Below are 17,682 nucleotides of genomic sequence, written 5' to 3' on the forward strand. Positions count from 1 at the left end.
ACGCAATCCTACGCCAGCGCGGCCCGGGATGAACCTCGCCAATGGTCCGGATCACTGCCGCCGCTGCACTGCTGACATTTTGTCTCAACTCGGCATCAAGCCGGTATCAATCATGTTTCAGTTGGCCGGCGTCCGCAGAAACCCGGCCGGACGCCGTCGACGATGTGCCAAGCTGGCATAGCGGGTGGTCGAGCCCCCGCAGTTCCGACCCCAGCGGCCCGCCCCATAGGCGGCCGCGTTTTGCATCGTCAGACAGGAAACGCCATCACCGAGCCAGCGAGCAACGGAAGCGGCGCACGCAAGCGGACCAAGTCCGCCGTCGTTGCGCCGGCGATGCTTGCTGTCATGCTGCTCACTGGTTGCATCGCCAACGGCGGAGGGGGCAGTCAGGCGACACAGAGCTCGCCTCCGATGACGGTCCAGGACGCCCCTGCGAGCAACGCACCACTGGAAACGACGCAGGCGTCCACCAAGATTCCCGTCTACTGGATCGGGCGGAGCAAGGAGGAGGTCTACCTCTACCGTGAGTTCCGGGACATTTCCGGTGACGGCAATCCTGTGACGACGGCCCTGCGGATCATGATGGCGGAAAAGCCCCTGGATCACGACTTCTTCACGCCCTGGCAGGAACCAGGAAGCCTGGCGACCTCCATCTCGGGGAAAAACGTGATCACCGTTGATGTGTCCCGCGACGCCTTCAACTCAAACCTCGATGCCGGGATGGCGCAACGGGCCATCCAGCAGCTGGTTTACACCGCGTCGGCCGCGGCATCGTCCTCCGGACTCATCAACTCCGGACAGCAGATCCAAGTGGTCATTCTCGTTGACGGACACAAGGACTACATGGCGTTCGGGCAAGTGAAACTTGGCGAACCCATGACGCGTGATGCTTCCTTGGTGGCGCCGCTGTGGATCATCGATCCGCAGGAGGACGTGTCCCTGCCCCCTGGTTTGATCAAGTTCAACGGGCGCACCACGGACAATTCACGGCCCATCAGCTGGCAGATCCTTCAGGACAACGGCAAGGGTGAGAAGTCGAGCCTGCTCACGGGCCAGACCAAAGCAACCGGCGAACCCGGGCAGTATGGTCTGTTCAGCTTCGGCGCGACACTGAAACCCGGAAAATATGAATTGCGGGTAACCGAGGTCGACGATGCCGGCAAGGCCATCGAATCGAGCACGGACACCCGGTTGTTCACCGTGGCCTGATTCGACGTTCGCCGGCTACCAGCGACCGAGGACGTCGCTGGCCAGGACGACGGCGGCGGGTCCCGCCGTCGACGACCGCAGGACATGGTGACCCAAGAGGGCCGTCACGGCCCCTGCATCGCTAAGCCGCGTCACTTCACGCGGCGAGATCCCGCCCTCAGGCCCCACGATCAACAGAACCTCACTGGGTGAAGCGCCGTTGACATCCAGCCTCTCCAGGACCTCCCGTAGAGGGTTTTTGGCGTCCTCGTGAAGAATGACGGCCAAGTCGGCCTCGGCAACGGCTTTCACCAAACCGCTGGAGTCGACGATCGGGCGGACTGGTGGTACCCAGGCCCTGCGCGCCTGTTTTGCAGCCGCGGTGACCACTGACTCCCATTTCGCATGCGCCTTGGCTGCCCGCTCCGCTTTCCAGCGCACGATGGATCGCTCCGACTGCCAGGGAATCACGGCATCAATGCCGAGTTCCGTTGCCGTCTCGATTGCGAGCTCGTCGCGATCACCCTTGGCCAACGCCTGAACCAGTACCAATCGAACGTCCGGCTGGGCTTCGAAGACGATGTCGGTGGCGGTGACCGTCAGGGCACCGGGCGCCGCTTCGGCGACCACTCCAGTGAGACGGGCACCTGCGCCGTCGGCGATGTCAACGGATTCACCGACGGCCAAGCGCTTCACCGTCACTGCGTGGCGGGCCTCCGGACCCTGCAAGACAAAATCAGTACCGGGCGCTACGTGGCTGAGGCTGCCGGCCGGCGTAAAGAAAACGGGGTTGCTCACTGCTACAGGTTACCGAGCTTGTCCCGGAGCTTTGCGAACATGCCACCACTGGCCACCAGTTTTCCTTCGGTGAACTGCTCGCCGCGGAGCTTGGCAAGCTGCTGGAGGAGTTCTTCCTGTGCATGGTCCAGTTTGGTAGGTGTTTCCACATGCAGGTGAACCTTCAGATCGCCGCGGCCGTAGCCCCGCAGGTGCGTTACGCCGAGGCCACGAAGGGTGATGACCTCTCCGGACTGCGTGCCTGCCTTCACTTCGATGTCTTGTGCGCCGTCGAACGTCTCAAGCTGCACGTCGGTCCCCAAGGCAGCAGCCGTCATGGGCACGCTGAGGGTGGCGTGGAGGTCGTCGCCTTCGCGTACGAACGTGGAATCGTTGTTGACGCGGATCTCCACGTAGAGATCACCGGCCGGACCACCTGCGGGTCCTGCTTCGCCCTGGCCGGACAGCTGGATTCGCGTACCGGTAGCGACGCCGGCGGGAACCTTGATGGTGAGCGAACGGCGGCTCCTGATGCGTCCCTGGCCGTTGCATTCGTTGCAGGGATCCTTGATGACGGTGCCGAAGCCTTCACAGGAACCACAGGGGGCGGTGGTCATGACCTGCCCCAGGATGGAGCGGACGGCGCGCTGAACCTGGCCGCTGCCACCACAGATGTCGCAGCGTTCAGGGTGGGTTCCCGGGCGGCAGCAGCTGCCGTCGCAGGTGGGGCAGACCACGGCTGTGTCCACTTCAAGCTTCTTGTTGACGCCGAACACGGCATCCTTGAGGTCGATCCGAACGCTGATAAGGGCGTCCTGGCCACGTCGTACGCGGGAGGCGGGCCCTCCGTGTCCACCGCCGCCGCCAAAGAACGTGTCGAAGATGTCCTGGAAGGCGAAGCCCTGGCCGGCGTAGCCGCCGCCGAAGCCGTTATCAGTGCCGTTCTCGTTGCCCGTGGCATCGTAGACGCGGCGCTTCTGGGGATCTGACAACACTTCGTAAGCGTGCGTCACGGCCTTGAACTGCTCCGCGACATCTTCACCCGGGTTTACGTCCGGGTGGAGTTTCCGCGCCAACTTGCGGTACGCCTTTTTGATCTCTTCCCCGGTGGCTTCCGGCGAGACTCCCAAAACGTCATAGTGGCTGCTCAAAGTCGGTATCTCTTCCTGGTTGTACTGCGGATGTTTTCCCGGGCCGGTGTTCAGCCGCCGAGAATGCGGGAAAGGTAACGGGCCACGGCACGAACTGCTGCCATGGTGGTGGGATAGTCCATGCGGGTCGGTCCAAGGATTCCCACCTTGGCGCCGGAACCGTAGCCGGTGGCCACTACAGAGGCCTCGGCCAGGCCGTCGTACGGATTCTCCCGGCCAATGCTGACTGTCACGCCCCGGGGATCGTCTCCCATGTCCGACAACAACCGGAGCATGACAACTTGTTCCTCAAGGGCCTCAAGCACGGGACCGATGCTTAGCGGGAAGTCAACGTTGGAACGTGCGAGGTTGGCCGTACCGGCCATCAGAATGCGTTCCTCACGGCTGGTGTCGCTCAGGGATTCCAAGCCATTGGCCAGCCTTTGGGCGAGGGCACGAAGATCCGGCGGGCAAAGGGCCACCACCGACGGTAACACCTGCGGCAGGAGTGCCAGCTGGGTGCCGGCGATGCTGCCAAGGAATCGTGACCTCAACAACATCAAAGCCTCGTTCCCCACGTCCGAACCGGCGTCGATGACTTTTTGCACGACGCTCCCGGTGTCCGCAATGAGGACCACCAGCACCTGTTTGGGGGCCAGCAGAACGAACTCCGCGTGGCGGACCAATGCGCGGTGCGAGTGGGGATACTGCACGACGGCGACCTGGTTGGTCAGCTGGGAGAGGAGCCGTACTGTGCGCTCAAGAATGTCATCGACGTCGTCGGGTCCTTCAAGCAGCGAATGAATTGCCCGACGCTCGGCGGCGGACAACGGCTTGACCTGGGAGATGCGGTCAACGAACAGGCGATAGCCCTTGTCAGTGGGGATTCGGCCGGCGCTGGTATGCGGGGCGGCAATGAGACCTTCTTCTTCCAGGACAGCCATGTCATTGCGGATGGTGGCACTGGAAACACCCAGGTGATGACGCTCAACGAGGGCTTTCGATCCCACCGGCTCCCGGGAATGCACGTAATCCTCAACGATGGCACGCAGCACTTCCAATTTGCGTGGCTCACTCATTGCTACACCTCCTGACGACTGCCATGGTCCATGGGACCGGTCCCCGCGGGACCTCCAATGGATCACCGCACACTTAGCACTCAACATGCCCAAGTGCTAACAAGTCTAGTATGAGCCACCACGTTGTTAGCATTGAAACCGTCCGAGGACTGCATCCAGGGCGGCGTCCCGATACCGGCGGACGGCAACCCGCCCCTGTCCCCTTTCACATCACCACAGAGGTAGGAATTCCTTGGCTTTCGACAATTGGGGCCCGCAGGACCTGACCGCTCCAGCCAAACGCCAGCTCCCTGAGGTGCCGGTGCAACGCGGCATGGTCCTCGAAGACGTCCAGTCAGGATGGGTGGGCGAAGTCACCCGGGTGGAAAAGACCGGTGGCATGCACATCGTGTCGCTCGAGGACAGGCGCGGTAAAACGAAGTCGTTCCAACTCGGGTACGGATTCCTTCTCGAAGGACAAGCGATCAGGTTGATGCCTCCGGCCCCTCGCCGGCCCGCTTCAGCGGTTCAGGCGAATCGCACGGCCTCGGGTTCGGTAAAGGTCCAGGGGCAACGGGCGCAGGTCGCGAAGGCCAGCCGCATCTGGGTGGAGGGCAAGCACGACGCTGAACTCGTGGAGAAAGTCTGGGGTGACGACCTCCGTGTTGAAGGAATTGTGGTGGAACCGCTCCACGGCGTGGACGACCTCAAGTCCGCCATTGCCGACTTCCGACCCGGTCCCGGCCGCCGCCTTGGCATCCTGGTGGACCACCTCGTGGCGGGCTCAAAGGAGTCCCGGATCGCAGCCGAGGCCATGACTGTCCCCGGCGCTGCAGGCAACGTCCTGATCGTGGGCCACCCTTATGTGGACGTGTGGCAGGCCATCCGGCCGAAGGTCCTGGGCATCGAGCAATGGCCTGCCGTTGCCCGCGGCACTGATTGGAAGACCGGGATTCTCACGGCCTTCGGTTGGCCCCACGAAACAGCGGAGGACATCGGGCTGGGCTGGCAGCGCCTGCTGGGCGCAGTGCACAGCTATGCGGACCTTGAGGCATCGTTGTTGGGGCGTGTGGAAGAAGTCATCGACTTCCTCACCGTCCCGTAGTCCACGGTCCGGATCATCAGGATCCGGCATGCTTCCGGGGCGTTGGTCCCGGGAAGGACGCGCGGCCCGGTATTCTTGGACAGCAACACAGCAGCATCTTTAAAGCATTTAAAGCAAAGGGAAGACACCGTGGCAGATAACGCTCCTGAAGAACCGGGCAGCGCCGCAGGCCGGCCCCAGTACCATGGCGCCCCTGCCAACGCACTCCCGTTGACAGCCAGCGAGGACAGGCAGTGGGCCACTTTGGCCCACTTCGGCGGCATCCTTGGATGCTTGCCGGCTCTCCTGATCTACCTGATTTTCCGCGACCGCGGGCCGTTCACAGCGCAGGAATCCAAGGAGGCACTGAATTTCACGTTGCCTCCCACCATTGCCGCCGTCTTGGCCAACATCCTTGTCCTGCTGCCGGTGGTGGGAAACATTTTTGCCGTCATTGCCACGGGTATCTGGGTGGCACTGACGTGCTTCTCTGTTTCAGCGGGCATCCGGGTCAACCACGGCCAGCCCCACCGCTACCGTTTCAACCTGCGCTGGATCAAGTAGGACCCCGATCCGCCCGATGAATCCGGGGGGTCCGGGGGGTACGGTACCGGGCTGTCAGTCCCAGGCGAAGGTCAGTCCGGCAGGATCCTGCGGACTACGGCATCTGCGAGCAACCTGCCCTTAAGGGTAAGAACCAGTCGTCCCTTGAATGCCTGAACCGGATCAACCAGTTCGTCAGCAATGAGGCCCGCCATCGCGTGGCGCCCAATCGCATCCAGGGCATCTACGGCAAGGCCCGTTCCGAGCCGCGCCTCCAGCATGATCCGCTCGACTTCCCGGGTGCCGGCGTCGAGGGTTTCGCGCCCTGCGGCAGGTGAGGTCCCTGCCCCCAATCGTGATGCGTAGGCCGTGGGTTGTTTGACGTTCCACCACCGGACACCGCCCACGTGTGAGTGCGCGCCGGGGCCGATTCCCCACCAATCGTCTCCGCGCCAATACGCGAGGTTGTGCTTGCACGCCTGATCCGGAGTCCTCGACCAGTTGCTGACTTCGTACCAGTTCAAGCCGGCCGAGGAGATCATCTTGTCCGCCAGTTCATACTTTGCGGCGTGGTCGTCGTCGTCGATTCCGGGCACCTGGCCACGCTTGATCTGCGCGGCAAGTTTGGTGCCATCCTCGACTATCAATGCGTAGGCGCTGATGTGGTCCGGCCCGTACGAGAGCGCCGTCTTGAGTGAGAACTCCCAGTCCTCCATGGACTCCCCTGGTGTCCCGTAGATAAGGTCCAGGCTGACGGAGAGGCCTGCTTCGCGGGCCCATTGCACCACCAGCGGCACCCGGCTGGGAGTGTGGGTGCGGTCCAGCACTTTCAGCACGTGCGGAACCGCAGACTGCATGCCGAAGGACACGCGGGTGAAGCCCGCGTCGGCAAGCACCTTCAAGGATTCGGGTGTTACAGAGTCGGGATTGGCCTCGGTGGTCACCTCAGCGCCGGGCTCCAGGCCCCAGTAGCCGACGGCGGCGCGCAGGATCTCTGCGAGATCCTCCGCAGGCAGGAGCGTGGGCGTACCGCCACCAAAAAATACTGTGCTTAGTGGACGATGCGGAAGGCCAGAGGCCTCAAGGGTCGTCGCCGCGAAAGCGACTTCGGAAACAGCCGTGGAAGCATAGGCATCCTGCGACGCTCCCCCGCCGAGCTCCGTGGCGGTGTACGTGTTGAAGTCGCAATAGCCACACCGTACGGCACAAAACGGAATGTGCACGTAGAGCCCGAATTTGCGTTGTTCGACGTCGTCCAGCACCTGCGGTGGCAATAATCCATCCGCAGGTGCCGGATCGCCCAAAGGAAGGACGCTGGGCATTTACTTCTTGGCCTTGTCCTTGGACTCGTCGGTCGTCAGTGCTGCGATGAAGGCCTCCTGGGGAACCTCAACGCGGCCCACCATCTTCATGCGCTTCTTGCCTTCTTTTTGCTTTTCGAGCAGCTTGCGCTTACGCGTGATGTCACCGCCGTAGCACTTGGCAAGAACGTCCTTGCGGATGGCACGGATGCTCTCACGGGCGATGATGCGGGAGCCAATGGCTGCCTGGATGGGCACTTCGAACTGCTGCCTGGGAATAAGTTCGCGGAGCTTTCCGGTCATCATCACACCGTAGGCGTAGGCCTTGTCTCGGTGGGTGATGGCGCTGAACGCATCCACTTGTTCACCTTGTAGCAGGATGTCGACCTTGACGAGGTCGGCGACCTGTTCGCCGTCGGCCTTCCAGTCCAGCGAGGCGTAACCGCGGGTCTTGGACTTCAGGAGGTCGAAGAAGTCGAACACGATCTCGGCCAGCGGGATCCAGTATCGGAGCTCCACGCGGTCCTCGGACAGGTAATCCATGCCCTTCATCTGGCCGCGGCGGCTCTGGCACAGTTCCATGATTGCGCCAACGAACTCGTTGGGCGCCAGGACCGTGGCAGAGACCATCGGCTCGCGGACCTCGGAGATCTTGCCTGTGGGGTACTCGCTGGGGTTGGTGACGTGGACGACGCGCTTGTCTTCCAGAGTGACCTCGTACTCCACGTTCGGAGCAGTGGAAATGAGGTCCAGGTTGTATTCACGCTCGAGGCGCTCACGCGTGATTTCAAGGTGCAGAAGCCCCAGGAAGCCCACACGGAAACCGAAGCCCAGCGCAGCGGAGGTCTCGGGCTCGTACACCAGGGCTGCGTCGTTGAGCATGAGCTTTTCGAGCGCATCGCGAAGGACCGGATAATCCGTGCCATCCAAGGGGTACAGGCCCGAGAAGACCATCGGCTTGGCATCTGCGTAACCGCTGAGGGATTCCGACGCCGGCTTGGCCAGGTTGGTGACGGTGTCGCCGACCTTGGATTGACGGACATCTTTCACGCCGGTGATCAGGTAGCCCACTTCGCCAACGCCCAAGCCCTTGGAGGGCGTGGGCTCCGGGGAACTCACACCGATTTCGAGAAGCTCGTGCGTTGCACGGGTAGACATCATCTGGATACGTTCGCGGGGATGCAGCATGCCATCCACAACACGGACATAAGTCACGACGCCCCGGTAGGTGTCATAGACCGAGTCGAAGATCATGGCCCGGGCGGGAGCGTCAGGATCGCCTACGGGGGAAGGCAAATCGCGGACGATCTTGTCCAGGAGCGCTTCGACGCCCACGCCCGTCTTGCCGGAAACCTTCAGAACGTCCTCCGGGTCCCCACCGATGAGGTTGGCGAGCTCAGCCGCGTATTTCTCGGGCTGGGCCGCAGGGAGGTCGATCTTGTTCAGGACCGGAATGATGGTCAGGTTGTTTTCCATCGCCAGGTACAGGTTGGCAAGGGTTTGGGCCTCGATGCCCTGTGCCGCGTCGACCAGCAGAACCGCGCCCTCGCAGGCTGCCAGGGACCGGGAAACCTCGTAGGTGAAGTCGACGTGACCCGGAGTGTCGATCATGTTCAGGGCATAGCTGGTGCCGTCCAGTTCCCAAGGCATGCGGACAGCCTGGGACTTGATGGTGATACCGCGTTCGCGCTCAATATCCATGCGATCCAGATACTGGGCCTTCATGTCGCGTTGCTTAACGACGCCGGTGAACTGCAGCATGCGGTCGGCCAGGGTGGATTTACCGTGGTCAATGTGGGCAATGATGCAGAAGTTCCGGATGATGGCCGGATCTGTTGCGGCGGGCACCGGTGCGGTGCGGGCCATGGGAGACACGCAGGATCCTTACTGTCGACACTCACACGGCAATTACCCGGACTGGGCATAAGCCAGCCCGAACATGCCGCGCATCTGATCCTCTAGTCTCCCACGAACCGGCGCTTCGCCGTACATCGCGCGCCCTGCTGTCCGGCGACGTCGGATGTAGCGTGTTCCTATGGCTTTTGACGTGCGCCCCCTGGGGAAATTTCTATTGCGTTCACTCAAGGCGCTGCGAGGCGGCAGCTCCAAGCCGGCCGCGCCATCGGCGACGGCGGGCAAACCCACCCGGCGTACCGCCGTCGGGCAGTCACCGGGCCGCTACCCCGGCGACTTCCGCGGAGCCGTCAAGCCCAGCTACTCCCCCAAGCCGGACGGCAGGCCGGATCCTGGCGAAATTGTGTGGGGCTGGGTCCCCTATGAAGAGGACCACTCGCAGGGCAAAGACCGCCCCGTTCTTCTTATCGGGCGGGACGGAGAATGGTTGCTTGGGTTGATGTTGACCTCGAAAGACCACGACAACGGAGCACGCGCGGATGGCTACGTCGACATTGGCGCCGGCCCTTGGGACCGACAGGGCCGGCCCAGCGAGGTCAATGTACAGCGCATCATCCGCTTGGACCCCCGGGCCGTGCGGCGTGAAGGCGCGGTCTTGGGCAAGCGGCAATTCCAGGACGTTTCACGGAGCCTCAGGGCCTATCAAAGCGTGCGCTGAACTGCGGGTCTCCGTTATCCGTGAGTATCTGCTATCCTTTATAGCTGTGTGTCCGTGCAGGTCGACGGCCACTCATGGTTGGCTGCCATAGGCATCCCCACGCCGCTCAGTCGATGGCCAACCTGAAAACCCTCTAGACCATTTCCGCATTAAAAAGAGAGTTCATACGTGGCTAATATCAAGTCCCAGAAGAAGCGCATCCTCACCAACGAGAAGGCTCGCCTGCGTAACAACGCTGTCAAGTCCGAGCTGAAGACGGCCATCCGCGCCGTCAACACCGCCGTTGAGTCTGCTGACAAGGATGCTGCTGGAACTGCACTTGTTGCTGCCAGCCGCAAGCTGGACAAGGCTGTCAGCAAGGGCGTTATTCACAAGAACAACGCTGCAAACCGCAAGTCGGCGATCTCCAAGAAGGTCAACGCACTCTAAGGTTTTTCCAGTTCGACTGAGCTGATCAAAAGGCCGGCACCCATTGGGTGCCGGCCTTTGGGTTTAACGGCCGGCATTTCTCCGGCGGGTACTTCTTAGGCCGACTTCAGCGACGACTGGCTGACGTGGCGATTACCGTTACCGCATGCTCCACTGCGTACACGGGATCACGCGATTCGCCCTTCACCTGGGCATCCGCCTCGGCAATGACCTGGATGGAACGGATGAGGCCTTCGGGGGTCCACCGGCGAACGTCACGTTGGGCCTGTTCCACCAGCCATGGCTGCATTCCCAGATTCCTGGCGATGGTGGCTGAAGACCCGTTGGCCCCGGCTACTTTGGCGAGGGTCCGAAGTTTGGCTGCCAGGGCAGCTACGAGAGGAACGGGATCGACGCCGGTGGCCAGGGCATGCCGGAGAGTGGAAAGTGCTACTGGCCCGTTGCCTGCCATGGCAGCATCTGCCACCTTAAAGGCTGTGGCTTCAACCCGCCCTCCGTAGTAACGTTCCACGGTCTCTGCCGTCACGGCAGTAGTAGCATCGGCAATGAGCTGGCCGCACGCTGATGCGAGCTCTGAAAGATTGGCACCGACCGCGTTTACCAGGGCCTGGACGGCTTCGCCTTCAATGCGGCGTCCGCCCGCCTTGAACTCCGAGACAACGAAGGCGGTCTTGTCCGAGTCCTTCTTCAGGGGCTGGCAGTCGATGACGGGCCATCCCCCGGCCTTCGCGGCATCAAGCAGCTTCTTACCGCGTACTCCACCGCCGTGGCGAAGAACAAGGACGACGTCCTGGTCAGGGTGCTGAAGATACGTTAGGCCATCCGCCAGGAACGCGTCATTCATGGCTTCGAGGCCCTCGACCTCAATGAGCTTGCCTTCCCCGAAGAGGGACGGAGTCACTGTCATCGCCAGCGTCCCTGCCTCGTAGGAGCCGGCGTTGAGACGGCTGAGTTCCACGTCCGGCGTGGCAGTCCGCACCTGCGTGCGGATCCGATCCATGGCACGGATACCAAGGTATTCTTCCGGCCCGGTGATCAGTACTACGGCGGCCGGGCTTGCGTCCCGCCAGCTGACGGTGTTCGCCGCGGCGTTCTTGGCCCGGGTGTTTTGGGCAGCAGCCACTGGTGTTTCCTTCCGGATGATTCCTTGCAGATATCAAGTCTGCCATGCCTGCGCCCTGACATGCGGTCCAGGAACAGCTCCACCCCGGCATGCAAAGCCACAACCCGCACCAGAACCCGTTCCGATTGCAGGACCATCCAGACCAGCGTAATGCTGACGCCCGAGCACAGCACCATGGCGGCGACACCGGCCTGGCCTTCGGCCCAAGGCATTGTTGCGCCGGGCAAACCCGCGAAGAACCTGGCCACTCCCGCAACAGTGGCCGCACATCCGCCAGCCACCGCGACGGGCACCACTGCCAACCAAGGCGCCATCACCGCCAACGGCACAGCGAGCGTTCCCATGATGGTCACTGGGGCAACCAAAGGACCGGCCACGACATTGGCGATGAGGGCATACGGAGTAAATTGTGGCTGAAGTGCCACAATGACGGGCCCGCATAGCAGCTGGGCGGAGAACGGAACGGCCACTCCGGCAGCCATCCATCGGGGAACGCGCGAGGGTATCCAGGAAGCAAGGCGGCTGGCCAGGAGTACTATCCCGAGCGTTGCCAGTACGGACAGGAGAAATCCCGCGTTCGCTGCCATGGTCGGGTCAAGAAGCAACAGAATCGCTGTGGCGACGCAAAGGAACGTCAGGGAACGCCCCCGAAGGCCGCCCACCATGGCGGCCAACCCTACAGCTCCCATGACGGCGGCACGCACGACGCTCGGGTCAGGACCGACCATGAGGACGAACCCAGCCAGGCCACATGCAGCAATGGCGGCCGCCAACGGGCGAGATAGCCGAAGTGACCGGGCCAGCAGAATGAATGCTCCCAGAACGAGGCTGCAATTGGCACCACTGACAGCTGTCAGATGTGTCATCCCTGTCGTTTTCATGTCTGTTTCGAGACTCTCCGGCAAGGCACTTGTGTCTCCCGTGACCATGCCTGGCAACAGCCCGGCTGCATCGGGAGGCAACCACCTTGTCGCGGCACTGAAGCCATGCTTAAGCTCGCTGGCGGATTGCCGGACATCGGGTTGGGAGTCGAGCACCACCGGCCACGAGGACGCCGACAGGAGCGCATCCTGGCCCTGGCCGTCGCGGGCTTCCTTGAGGGTCCCGGTGGTTCTGACCACTTGGCCCGCTTGTACCTTGTCCCAACCATCGCCGCCGGCGATCAGGACATCCGCCGTCCCCCGCGCAACAGTGCTCTTCGCCGTTACGGCCAACAATTCGGCTGTCACAGTCCACCTGTTCCCTCCGGACTGGCCAGGTGCCATCGATGCGGCCGGGCTTCCCGTAATCCGTATCTCGATGGCGACTCCGTCATGGTCCGCAGCCGCCTGCGCCAGCGGTCCCTCCTCCCGTTGGACTGCCATGGCTGCACAATGGACCGCAACTGTGGCCCCGAAGAAACATGCCAAAGCAAAAGTGGCGGGCATTGTCCGGGCCCGCACCCCGGCGCACCGCCGCTGCCGCCCACTGAACAGCAAGACCGCGCCTGCGATCAACAGGAAACCTGCCGCAGCCCAGGACGAAACAGCCTCATTGAAGGTGCCTGCGAACGCCGCTCCCCACGCAGTGGCTGCAGTAGGAACCAACCTGAGGTCAGTACGTCCGGCCGACCCCGCTCCGGCGCCGGCGTCAGCCACCTTGCACCGTCACAAGATCCTTCAGTGACTCCATAAGCTTGGGCCCTATGCCGTCCACAGCGTCAAGTTCATCCACGGACGTGAATGCTCCGTGCTCTTTCCGCCAGTCCAGGATGCGTTGGGCTGTTACCGGTCCGACCCTGGGCAATGTCCCGAGTTCCTCCAGCGAGGCTGTGTTGATGTTGACCTTGGCACCTGCCGCGGCAGGACCGGCTGTTCCACTGGCCGCTCCGGAAACTGCGCCAGCACCCGCAACCGGCGAGCTCTGAGGGGGTGTCTCTCCGACAACGGGTATGTACACCTTGATTCCGTCGGTGAGGACTTCCGCCAGATTGAGGGCGGTAAGGTCGGCGCCGGGCGCCGCCCCGCCAGCCGCATCGATGGCTTGGAAGACGCGACTCCCCTGAGGCAATGAGACGACACCGGGCTTACCCACCGCACCGGCAACGTGCACCATGACCACTCCTGGCCCACCTTGCGCAGGCGGAGCAGCAACTTCTGCGGGCTGCACGCCTTCGGCCGGAGGATCTACGGCATCAGGACCATCTGAGCGGCCGGCGGATACGGAGGGACCCAGGGGCTCAGACGTTGCCCGACCGTCCGCGAGTCGCCAGAGAAACCACGCCATGAGCACGGCCGCCACCACGGCAACCAGCGCAGCTACCCTCCACGATGTCCGCCAACGCAGCCGGGCGACAGCCGGAAGCGAATTTGCCTCGCCTGCGAAGAGTGACGCCAGATCATCTGTTTCTGCGCCTGAATCACCGGATAGATCCAGCAGCGGCCGACTGCTGTGGTCTGGGATCATCCGTGCGGCGAACCGTTCCCGCGCGGCCTGCGCTGCGGCATCTGGGGACAGGTCCCGGCTCCGGCGTGGCATGAATCGAGCCTACGGTCGGCGGCGCGGCACGTGGACGAGCTTCCATGGCTATGTGGATAAGTGGCTGCGCTCAGATGCAAGCAGACCAGGCACGCCGGCGCACTACCCTCATCCAGTCCATGAGGCTGAATCCGGAGGTCCAGGCTCAGCCCGCCGGAGTACTGCTCTCCCCCACGATGACCGCAAGAACTCCGAGCCCGGCATGCGCGGCCAAGACAGCCGGCAAAGCACTGATTTGGGGTGCCGGGCAGTCCGGGCAGGTCTCGTTCAGACGGGCTGCCAAGCCTTCGGCCTCGATCTGGTTTCCAAAGTGGTGGACCGCCAAACGTTGCTGTCCGGCCGGCCTGGACGCTACGTCGGCGGCGACAATTTCTTCGAGGCGGGCTATGGCGCGAACGGCGGAACGTACTTTTTCGAGCGGCACGATCTTGCCGCCGTCGACCGCCAGGATGGGTTTGATAGCCAGAACTGTCCCCAAGAGGGACGCTGCCGCCCCTATACGGCCACCCCGCCGCAGCTGTTCCAGGCTTGGAACGTAGAAGTACACCTTGGTGCGTTCCATGCGCTGTTCCGCGAAGCCGCGGACTTCGGCCGGTCCGCGCCCGTCCGCTGCGGCAACGACCGCGCTTTGGACGCCCATTCCCTGAGCCATGCCGACAGTGCGGGAGTCCACAATTTCGACCGGTATCGAGACACGTTCAGCGGCCAGCTTGGCGGCGTCCACCGTCCCCGAGAGTTCGGACGAAATGTGAATGGAGACCACAGCCTCAAAACCGCGCCGCTGGGCTGCCAAGTACGCCTGCTCGAACTGGCCCGGTGATGGCCGGGAGGTTTTGACGGAAGCTCCCGAAGCAAGTGCCAGCGACAATGTCCGGGTGATGTCGTCTTCGCCCTCGCCGTAAATTTCATTGCCGACCATCACAGGCATGGGAACAACAGCCAAACGACCGTCAGCGGTAAAAGCGGAAACCCACTCGGCGGGCAACGCGGCCGCGGAATCGGTGACGACAGCAGTCCTGACGACGGCGGCAAGCGGCTGATCGACGGCGGTAACCGGCGCCGCCGGTTGCCGAAGACGCGCCACTCTTTCCTTGAGCCATATCCAAGCCGGTGGTTCTCGCTCAGGCACGCAACCTCCATAGATGATGGCCGGCCGCCGGCACAGTGCCGGCGGCCTCACAGTCCCTGCTAGGCAGGAACGATGTTCACCAGTTTAGGTGCACGCACAATCACAGTACGGATGCCGCGGCCGTCCAATGCCCGCTGAACATTCTCCGAAGCCAAGGCCAGTTCACGCAGCTCGTCTTCGGCAATGTCCGGGGAGACTTCCAAGCGGTCCCGGACCTTGCCCTGGACCTGGACCACGGCGGTGACGGTGTCCTGCACCAGCAGTGCTTCGTCGTGGGCGGGCCAACCGGCGTTCGCCACGGATGCCGGGTGTCCCAGGGTGTTCCAGAGGTCCTCGGCGGTGTACGGAGCGAACAGGCTCAGAATGACAGCAACAGCCTCCACGGCCTCCCGGACAGCGGGGTCCGCAGCGCCTGCACCGGAGTCAATGGTCTTGCGCGTGGCATTGACCAACTCCATCAGGCGGGCCACAACGACGTTGAACTTGTTGTTGTCCAGCAGTTCAGCGGCATCGGCGATGGTCTTGTGCGTCACGGTCCGCAGGGAGCGGTCACCAGTGGCCGGGTCGACGCCGGGCTCGCTGCTGACGTCCTGGCCGAGGCGCCAGGCGCGGGCCAGGAACTTCGCTGAGCCTGACGGCGAAACATCCGCCCAGTCGACGTCGTCTTCTGGTGGGGAGGCAAAGACCATGGTGAGGCGGACGGCGTCGACACCGAACTTGTCCAATTGCTCGCCCAGGTCCACGCCGTTGCCGAGCGACTTGCTCATGGCTTTGCCGCCGTTGAGCACCTGGCCCTGGTTCAGCAGCGCAGAGAACGGCTCGTTGGCCTCGATCAGTCCAATGTCCTTGATGACCTTGGTGAAGAACCTGGCGTACAGCAGGTGCAGGATGGCGTGCTCCACACCGCCCACGTACTGGCCCACGGGCATCCACTCGTTGATCTTCTCGGGATCAAACGGGCCCTCGGTGTAGTCGGGGGAAACGAAGCGCAGGAAGTACCAGGACGAATCCACGAAAGTGTCCATGGTGTCAGTGTCACGCTGGGCGGCGCGGCCGCAGTTGGGGCATTCAACGTTGACCCATTCGACGGCGGCGGCCAGCGGAGAGGTCCCCTTCGGGGCCAGAGCTTCGCCTCGCAGGTTATCGGGCAGCCTGACCGGCAGCTGGTCATCGGGCACGGGTACCTCGCCGCATTCACCACAGTGGATGATCGGGATGGGCGTGCCCCAGAAACGCTGGCGACTCAGCAGCCAGTCACGCAACCGGAAGTTGACGAACTTTTCGCCGGTTCCCAGCTTTTCCAGGATCTGGATGGCAGCGGGGATGGCTTCGGCCTTGGAGAGCCCATCCAGCTCACCCGAATTCTTGAGCTTGCCTTCGCCGGCGGTGGCCACACCGGTCTCAGCGGGGTCTTCGCCCCCGGTTTCCAGGACGGCGCGCACCGGGAGGTTGAAGGCCTTGGCGAAGTCGAGGTCACGCTGATCGTGCGCGGGCACGGCCATGATCGCCCCGGTGCCGTAGTCGGCCAGCACGTAGTCCGCAGCCCAGACAGGGAGCTTCTCACCGTTGAGCGGGTTGATCGCGTAACGGCCTGTGAAGACGCCGGTCTTCTCACGCTCGGTGGACTGGCGCTCGATTTCGGACAGGGCCTTGACCTTCTCGCGGTAGGCCATGAGTTCGTCGTGCTGTTCCGGGGTCACCAGATCCAGCGCCAGATGCGCGTCAGCTGCAACGACGAAGAACGTTGCGCCGTAGAGAGTATCGGGACGGGTGGTGAACACGGTGACTTCGCGCTCAGCCCGGTCGTCCGTGGCTTCGATGACGAACCTGACATGTGCGCCTTCGGACCGGCCGATCCAGTTGCGCTGCATGGCCAGCACGCGCTCGGGCCAATGGCCCTGCAACTGGTCCATGTCTTCCAGCAGGCGGTCGGCGTAGTCGGTGATCTTGAAGTACCACTGATTCAGGGACTTCTTGGTGACCGGCGTGCCGCAACGTTCACAAGCGCCATTGACGACCTGCTCGTTGGCCAGGACAGTGAGGTCCTTGGGGCACCAGTTGACCGGAGAGTCCTTGCGGTATGCCAGGCCGCGCTCGTAGAAGCGCTTGAACAGCCACTGGGTCCACCGGTAGTACTCAGGGTCGGAGGTGTGGATGCGCCGCGACCAGTCAGCCGAGATGGCGTATCGCTTGAACGACGCCGCCTGGGTCTCAATGTTCGCGTACGTCCACTCGCTGGGGTGCGCGTTGCGCTTGATGGCCGCATTCTCGGCGGGCAGGCCGAAGGAGTCCCAACCGATCGGGTGCAGGACGTCGAAGCCCTTCTGGCGCAGGTAACGGGCGACGACGTCGCCCATGGCGAACGCTTCGGCGTGGCCCATGTGAAGGTCGCCCGAGGGGTAGGGGAACATGTCCAGAACGTAGCGGCGTTCACGCGAGCCGTCGTCGGCAGGCGTGAAGACTTTGAGGTCTTCCCAGACCTGCGGCCACTTGGCTTCCATCGCAGCGAAGCTGTAGACGCCTTCTTCAGGCGCTTCGGCTGCGGCTGTCTGTGCTGTTCCGGTCTCTGTCTCCGGCTGAACGCTCACTGCTGCCCTCTTCTGTTCTTCGATGGCGGTATTACCTCCTGCTGCGGTCCCGGATACCCCCGGACACACAAAAGCCCCTCAACAATGGAGGGGCGGCCGCACGGCTGTTGAAAGCCGGGCGGCTAGCTAAGCAGAAGGATCGCACGCATAGATCTACAATAGCGCACGATCAAACTCCCAAGTCGCATCGAGCGGCTTACAGGACTGATGGTTGAGTTGACGGCAGCCGCGCCTCGCCCGGGT

At 63.0% G+C, this 17,682-nt stretch carries 16 protein-coding genes; 6 read left to right on the top strand and 10 right to left on the bottom strand.

What is annotated here, in order from left to right:
• The first annotated feature begins 333 nt into the window (after positions 1 to 333).
• Positions 334 to 1,209 (top strand): GerMN domain-containing protein, encoded by an 876-nt coding sequence (locus tag HMI60_RS03625; RefSeq protein ID WP_035733628.1) that lies wholly within the window; start codon positions 334 to 336, stop codon positions 1,207 to 1,209.
• 15 nt (positions 1,210 to 1,224) lie between these two features.
• Here HMI60_RS03625 and HMI60_RS03630 read toward each other — a convergent pair whose 3' ends face one another.
• The 3 genes from HMI60_RS03630 to hrcA are packed head-to-tail and all read right to left on the bottom strand — an operon-like array spanning position 1,225 to position 4,174.
• A complete protein-coding gene (locus tag HMI60_RS03630) occupies positions 1,225 to 1,986 on the bottom strand; it encodes a 16S rRNA (uracil(1498)-N(3))-methyltransferase (RefSeq protein ID WP_039241329.1) in 762 nt (253 codons plus the stop codon).
• 2 nt (positions 1,987 to 1,988) lie between these two features.
• A complete protein-coding gene (gene dnaJ, locus HMI60_RS03635) occupies positions 1,989 to 3,116 on the bottom strand; it encodes a molecular chaperone DnaJ (protein ID WP_055975889.1) in 1,128 nt (375 codons plus the stop codon).
• Between the two features lie 50 nt (positions 3,117 to 3,166).
• Positions 3,167 to 4,174, bottom strand: coding sequence for a heat-inducible transcriptional repressor HrcA (gene hrcA, locus HMI60_RS03640; protein WP_055975892.1), 1,008 nt, complete (start codon positions 4,172 to 4,174; stop codon positions 3,167 to 3,169).
• Positions 4,175 to 4,406: 232 nt separating this feature from the next.
• On the opposite strand from hrcA, the gene HMI60_RS03645 reads away from it, so the two are divergent.
• Positions 4,407 to 5,258: a DUF3097 domain-containing protein gene (locus HMI60_RS03645; protein WP_018777706.1), complete on the top strand. Its 852-nt coding sequence runs from the start codon at positions 4,407 to 4,409 to the stop codon at positions 5,256 to 5,258.
• A gap of 129 nt (positions 5,259 to 5,387) precedes the next feature.
• Positions 5,388 to 5,801, top strand: coding sequence for a DUF4870 domain-containing protein (locus tag HMI60_RS03650; protein ID WP_018777707.1), 414 nt, complete (start codon positions 5,388 to 5,390; stop codon positions 5,799 to 5,801).
• A 71-nt stretch (positions 5,802 to 5,872) separates the two neighbouring features.
• On the opposite strand, the gene hemW is transcribed toward HMI60_RS03650, so the two are convergent.
• Entirely contained in the window at positions 5,873 to 7,102 is a 1,230-nt protein-coding gene (gene hemW, locus HMI60_RS03655; protein WP_193590580.1) for a radical SAM family heme chaperone HemW, read from the bottom strand.
• A complete protein-coding gene (lepA, locus tag HMI60_RS03660; RefSeq protein WP_193590581.1) occupies positions 7,103 to 8,956 on the bottom strand; it encodes a translation elongation factor 4 in 1,854 nt (617 codons plus the stop codon).
• Between the two features lie 160 nt (positions 8,957 to 9,116).
• Between lepA and HMI60_RS03665 the strand changes: the two genes are divergently transcribed.
• Positions 9,117 to 9,653 carry a type II toxin-antitoxin system PemK/MazF family toxin gene (locus tag HMI60_RS03665; protein ID WP_193590582.1) on the top strand — a complete coding sequence of 179 codons (537 nt, stop codon included), beginning with the start codon at positions 9,117 to 9,119 and terminating at the stop codon, positions 9,651 to 9,653.
• Between the two features lie 168 nt (positions 9,654 to 9,821).
• Positions 9,822 to 10,082, top strand: coding sequence for a 30S ribosomal protein S20 (gene rpsT, locus HMI60_RS03670; RefSeq protein ID WP_011774926.1), 261 nt, complete (start codon positions 9,822 to 9,824; stop codon positions 10,080 to 10,082).
• A gap of 106 nt (positions 10,083 to 10,188) precedes the next feature.
• On the opposite strand, the gene holA is transcribed toward rpsT, so the two are convergent.
• A complete protein-coding gene (gene holA / locus HMI60_RS03675; RefSeq protein WP_193590583.1) occupies positions 10,189 to 11,205 on the bottom strand; it encodes a DNA polymerase III subunit delta in 1,017 nt (338 codons plus the stop codon).
• Complete coding sequence (locus HMI60_RS03680; protein WP_227453647.1) at positions 11,124 to 12,569, bottom strand: ComEC/Rec2 family competence protein; 1,446 nt, start codon at positions 12,567 to 12,569, stop codon at positions 11,124 to 11,126. Before HMI60_RS03680 ends, holA begins: the two co-directional genes overlap by 82 nt.
• Between HMI60_RS03680 and HMI60_RS20995 the strand changes: the two genes are divergently transcribed.
• Positions 12,568 to 12,870: a hypothetical protein gene (locus HMI60_RS20995; protein ID WP_227453648.1), complete on the top strand. Its 303-nt coding sequence runs from the start codon at positions 12,568 to 12,570 to the stop codon at positions 12,868 to 12,870. The genes HMI60_RS03680 and HMI60_RS20995 overlap by 2 nt on opposite strands.
• Here the strand turns inward: HMI60_RS20995 and HMI60_RS03685 are convergent.
• From HMI60_RS03685 to leuS, 3 genes are all read right to left on the bottom strand, one after another.
• Positions 12,835 to 13,722, bottom strand: a complete 888-nt coding sequence (locus HMI60_RS03685) for a helix-hairpin-helix domain-containing protein (RefSeq protein WP_193590585.1) — start codon at positions 13,720 to 13,722, stop codon at positions 12,835 to 12,837. The genes HMI60_RS20995 and HMI60_RS03685 overlap by 36 nt on opposite strands.
• A 145-nt stretch (positions 13,723 to 13,867) precedes the next feature.
• Positions 13,868 to 14,902 carry a DegV family protein gene (locus HMI60_RS03690; RefSeq protein WP_193590586.1) on the bottom strand — a complete coding sequence of 345 codons (1,035 nt, stop codon included), beginning with the start codon at positions 14,900 to 14,902 and terminating at the stop codon, positions 13,868 to 13,870.
• A gap of 8 nt (positions 14,903 to 14,910) precedes the next feature.
• Positions 14,911 to 17,439 carry a leucine--tRNA ligase gene (gene leuS / locus HMI60_RS03695; protein ID WP_193590587.1) on the bottom strand — a complete coding sequence of 843 codons (2,529 nt, stop codon included), beginning with the start codon at positions 17,437 to 17,439 and terminating at the stop codon, positions 14,911 to 14,913.
• Between the last annotated feature and the right edge of the window lie 243 nt (positions 17,440 to 17,682).

It is taken from the genome of Paenarthrobacter sp. YJN-D (genome assembly GCF_015040335.1).
In the GTDB taxonomy this organism is placed as follows: Bacteria; Actinomycetota; Actinomycetes; order Actinomycetales; family Micrococcaceae; genus Arthrobacter; species Arthrobacter nicotinovorans.

Coding starts and splice junctions, on each gene's coding strand:
- HMI60_RS03685 (WP_193590585.1), bottom strand. CDS start 13,722: ATGCCACGCCGGAGCCGGGACCTGTCCCCAGATGCCGCAGCGCAGGCC.
- HMI60_RS03665 (WP_193590582.1), top strand. CDS start 9,117: ATGGCTTTTGACGTGCGCCCCCTGGGGAAATTTCTATTGCGTTCACTC.
- hrcA (WP_055975892.1), bottom strand. CDS start 4,174: ATGAGTGAGCCACGCAAATTGGAAGTGCTGCGTGCCATCGTTGAGGAT.
- hemW (WP_193590580.1), bottom strand. CDS start 7,102: ATGCCCAGCGTCCTTCCTTTGGGCGATCCGGCACCTGCGGATGGATTA.
- HMI60_RS03680 (WP_227453647.1), bottom strand. CDS start 12,569: ATGGCAGTCCAACGGGAGGAGGGACCGCTGGCGCAGGCGGCTGCGGAC.
- HMI60_RS03625 (WP_035733628.1), top strand. CDS start 334: ATGCTTGCTGTCATGCTGCTCACTGGTTGCATCGCCAACGGCGGAGGG.
- HMI60_RS20995 (WP_227453648.1), top strand. CDS start 12,568: ATGGCTGCACAATGGACCGCAACTGTGGCCCCGAAGAAACATGCCAAA.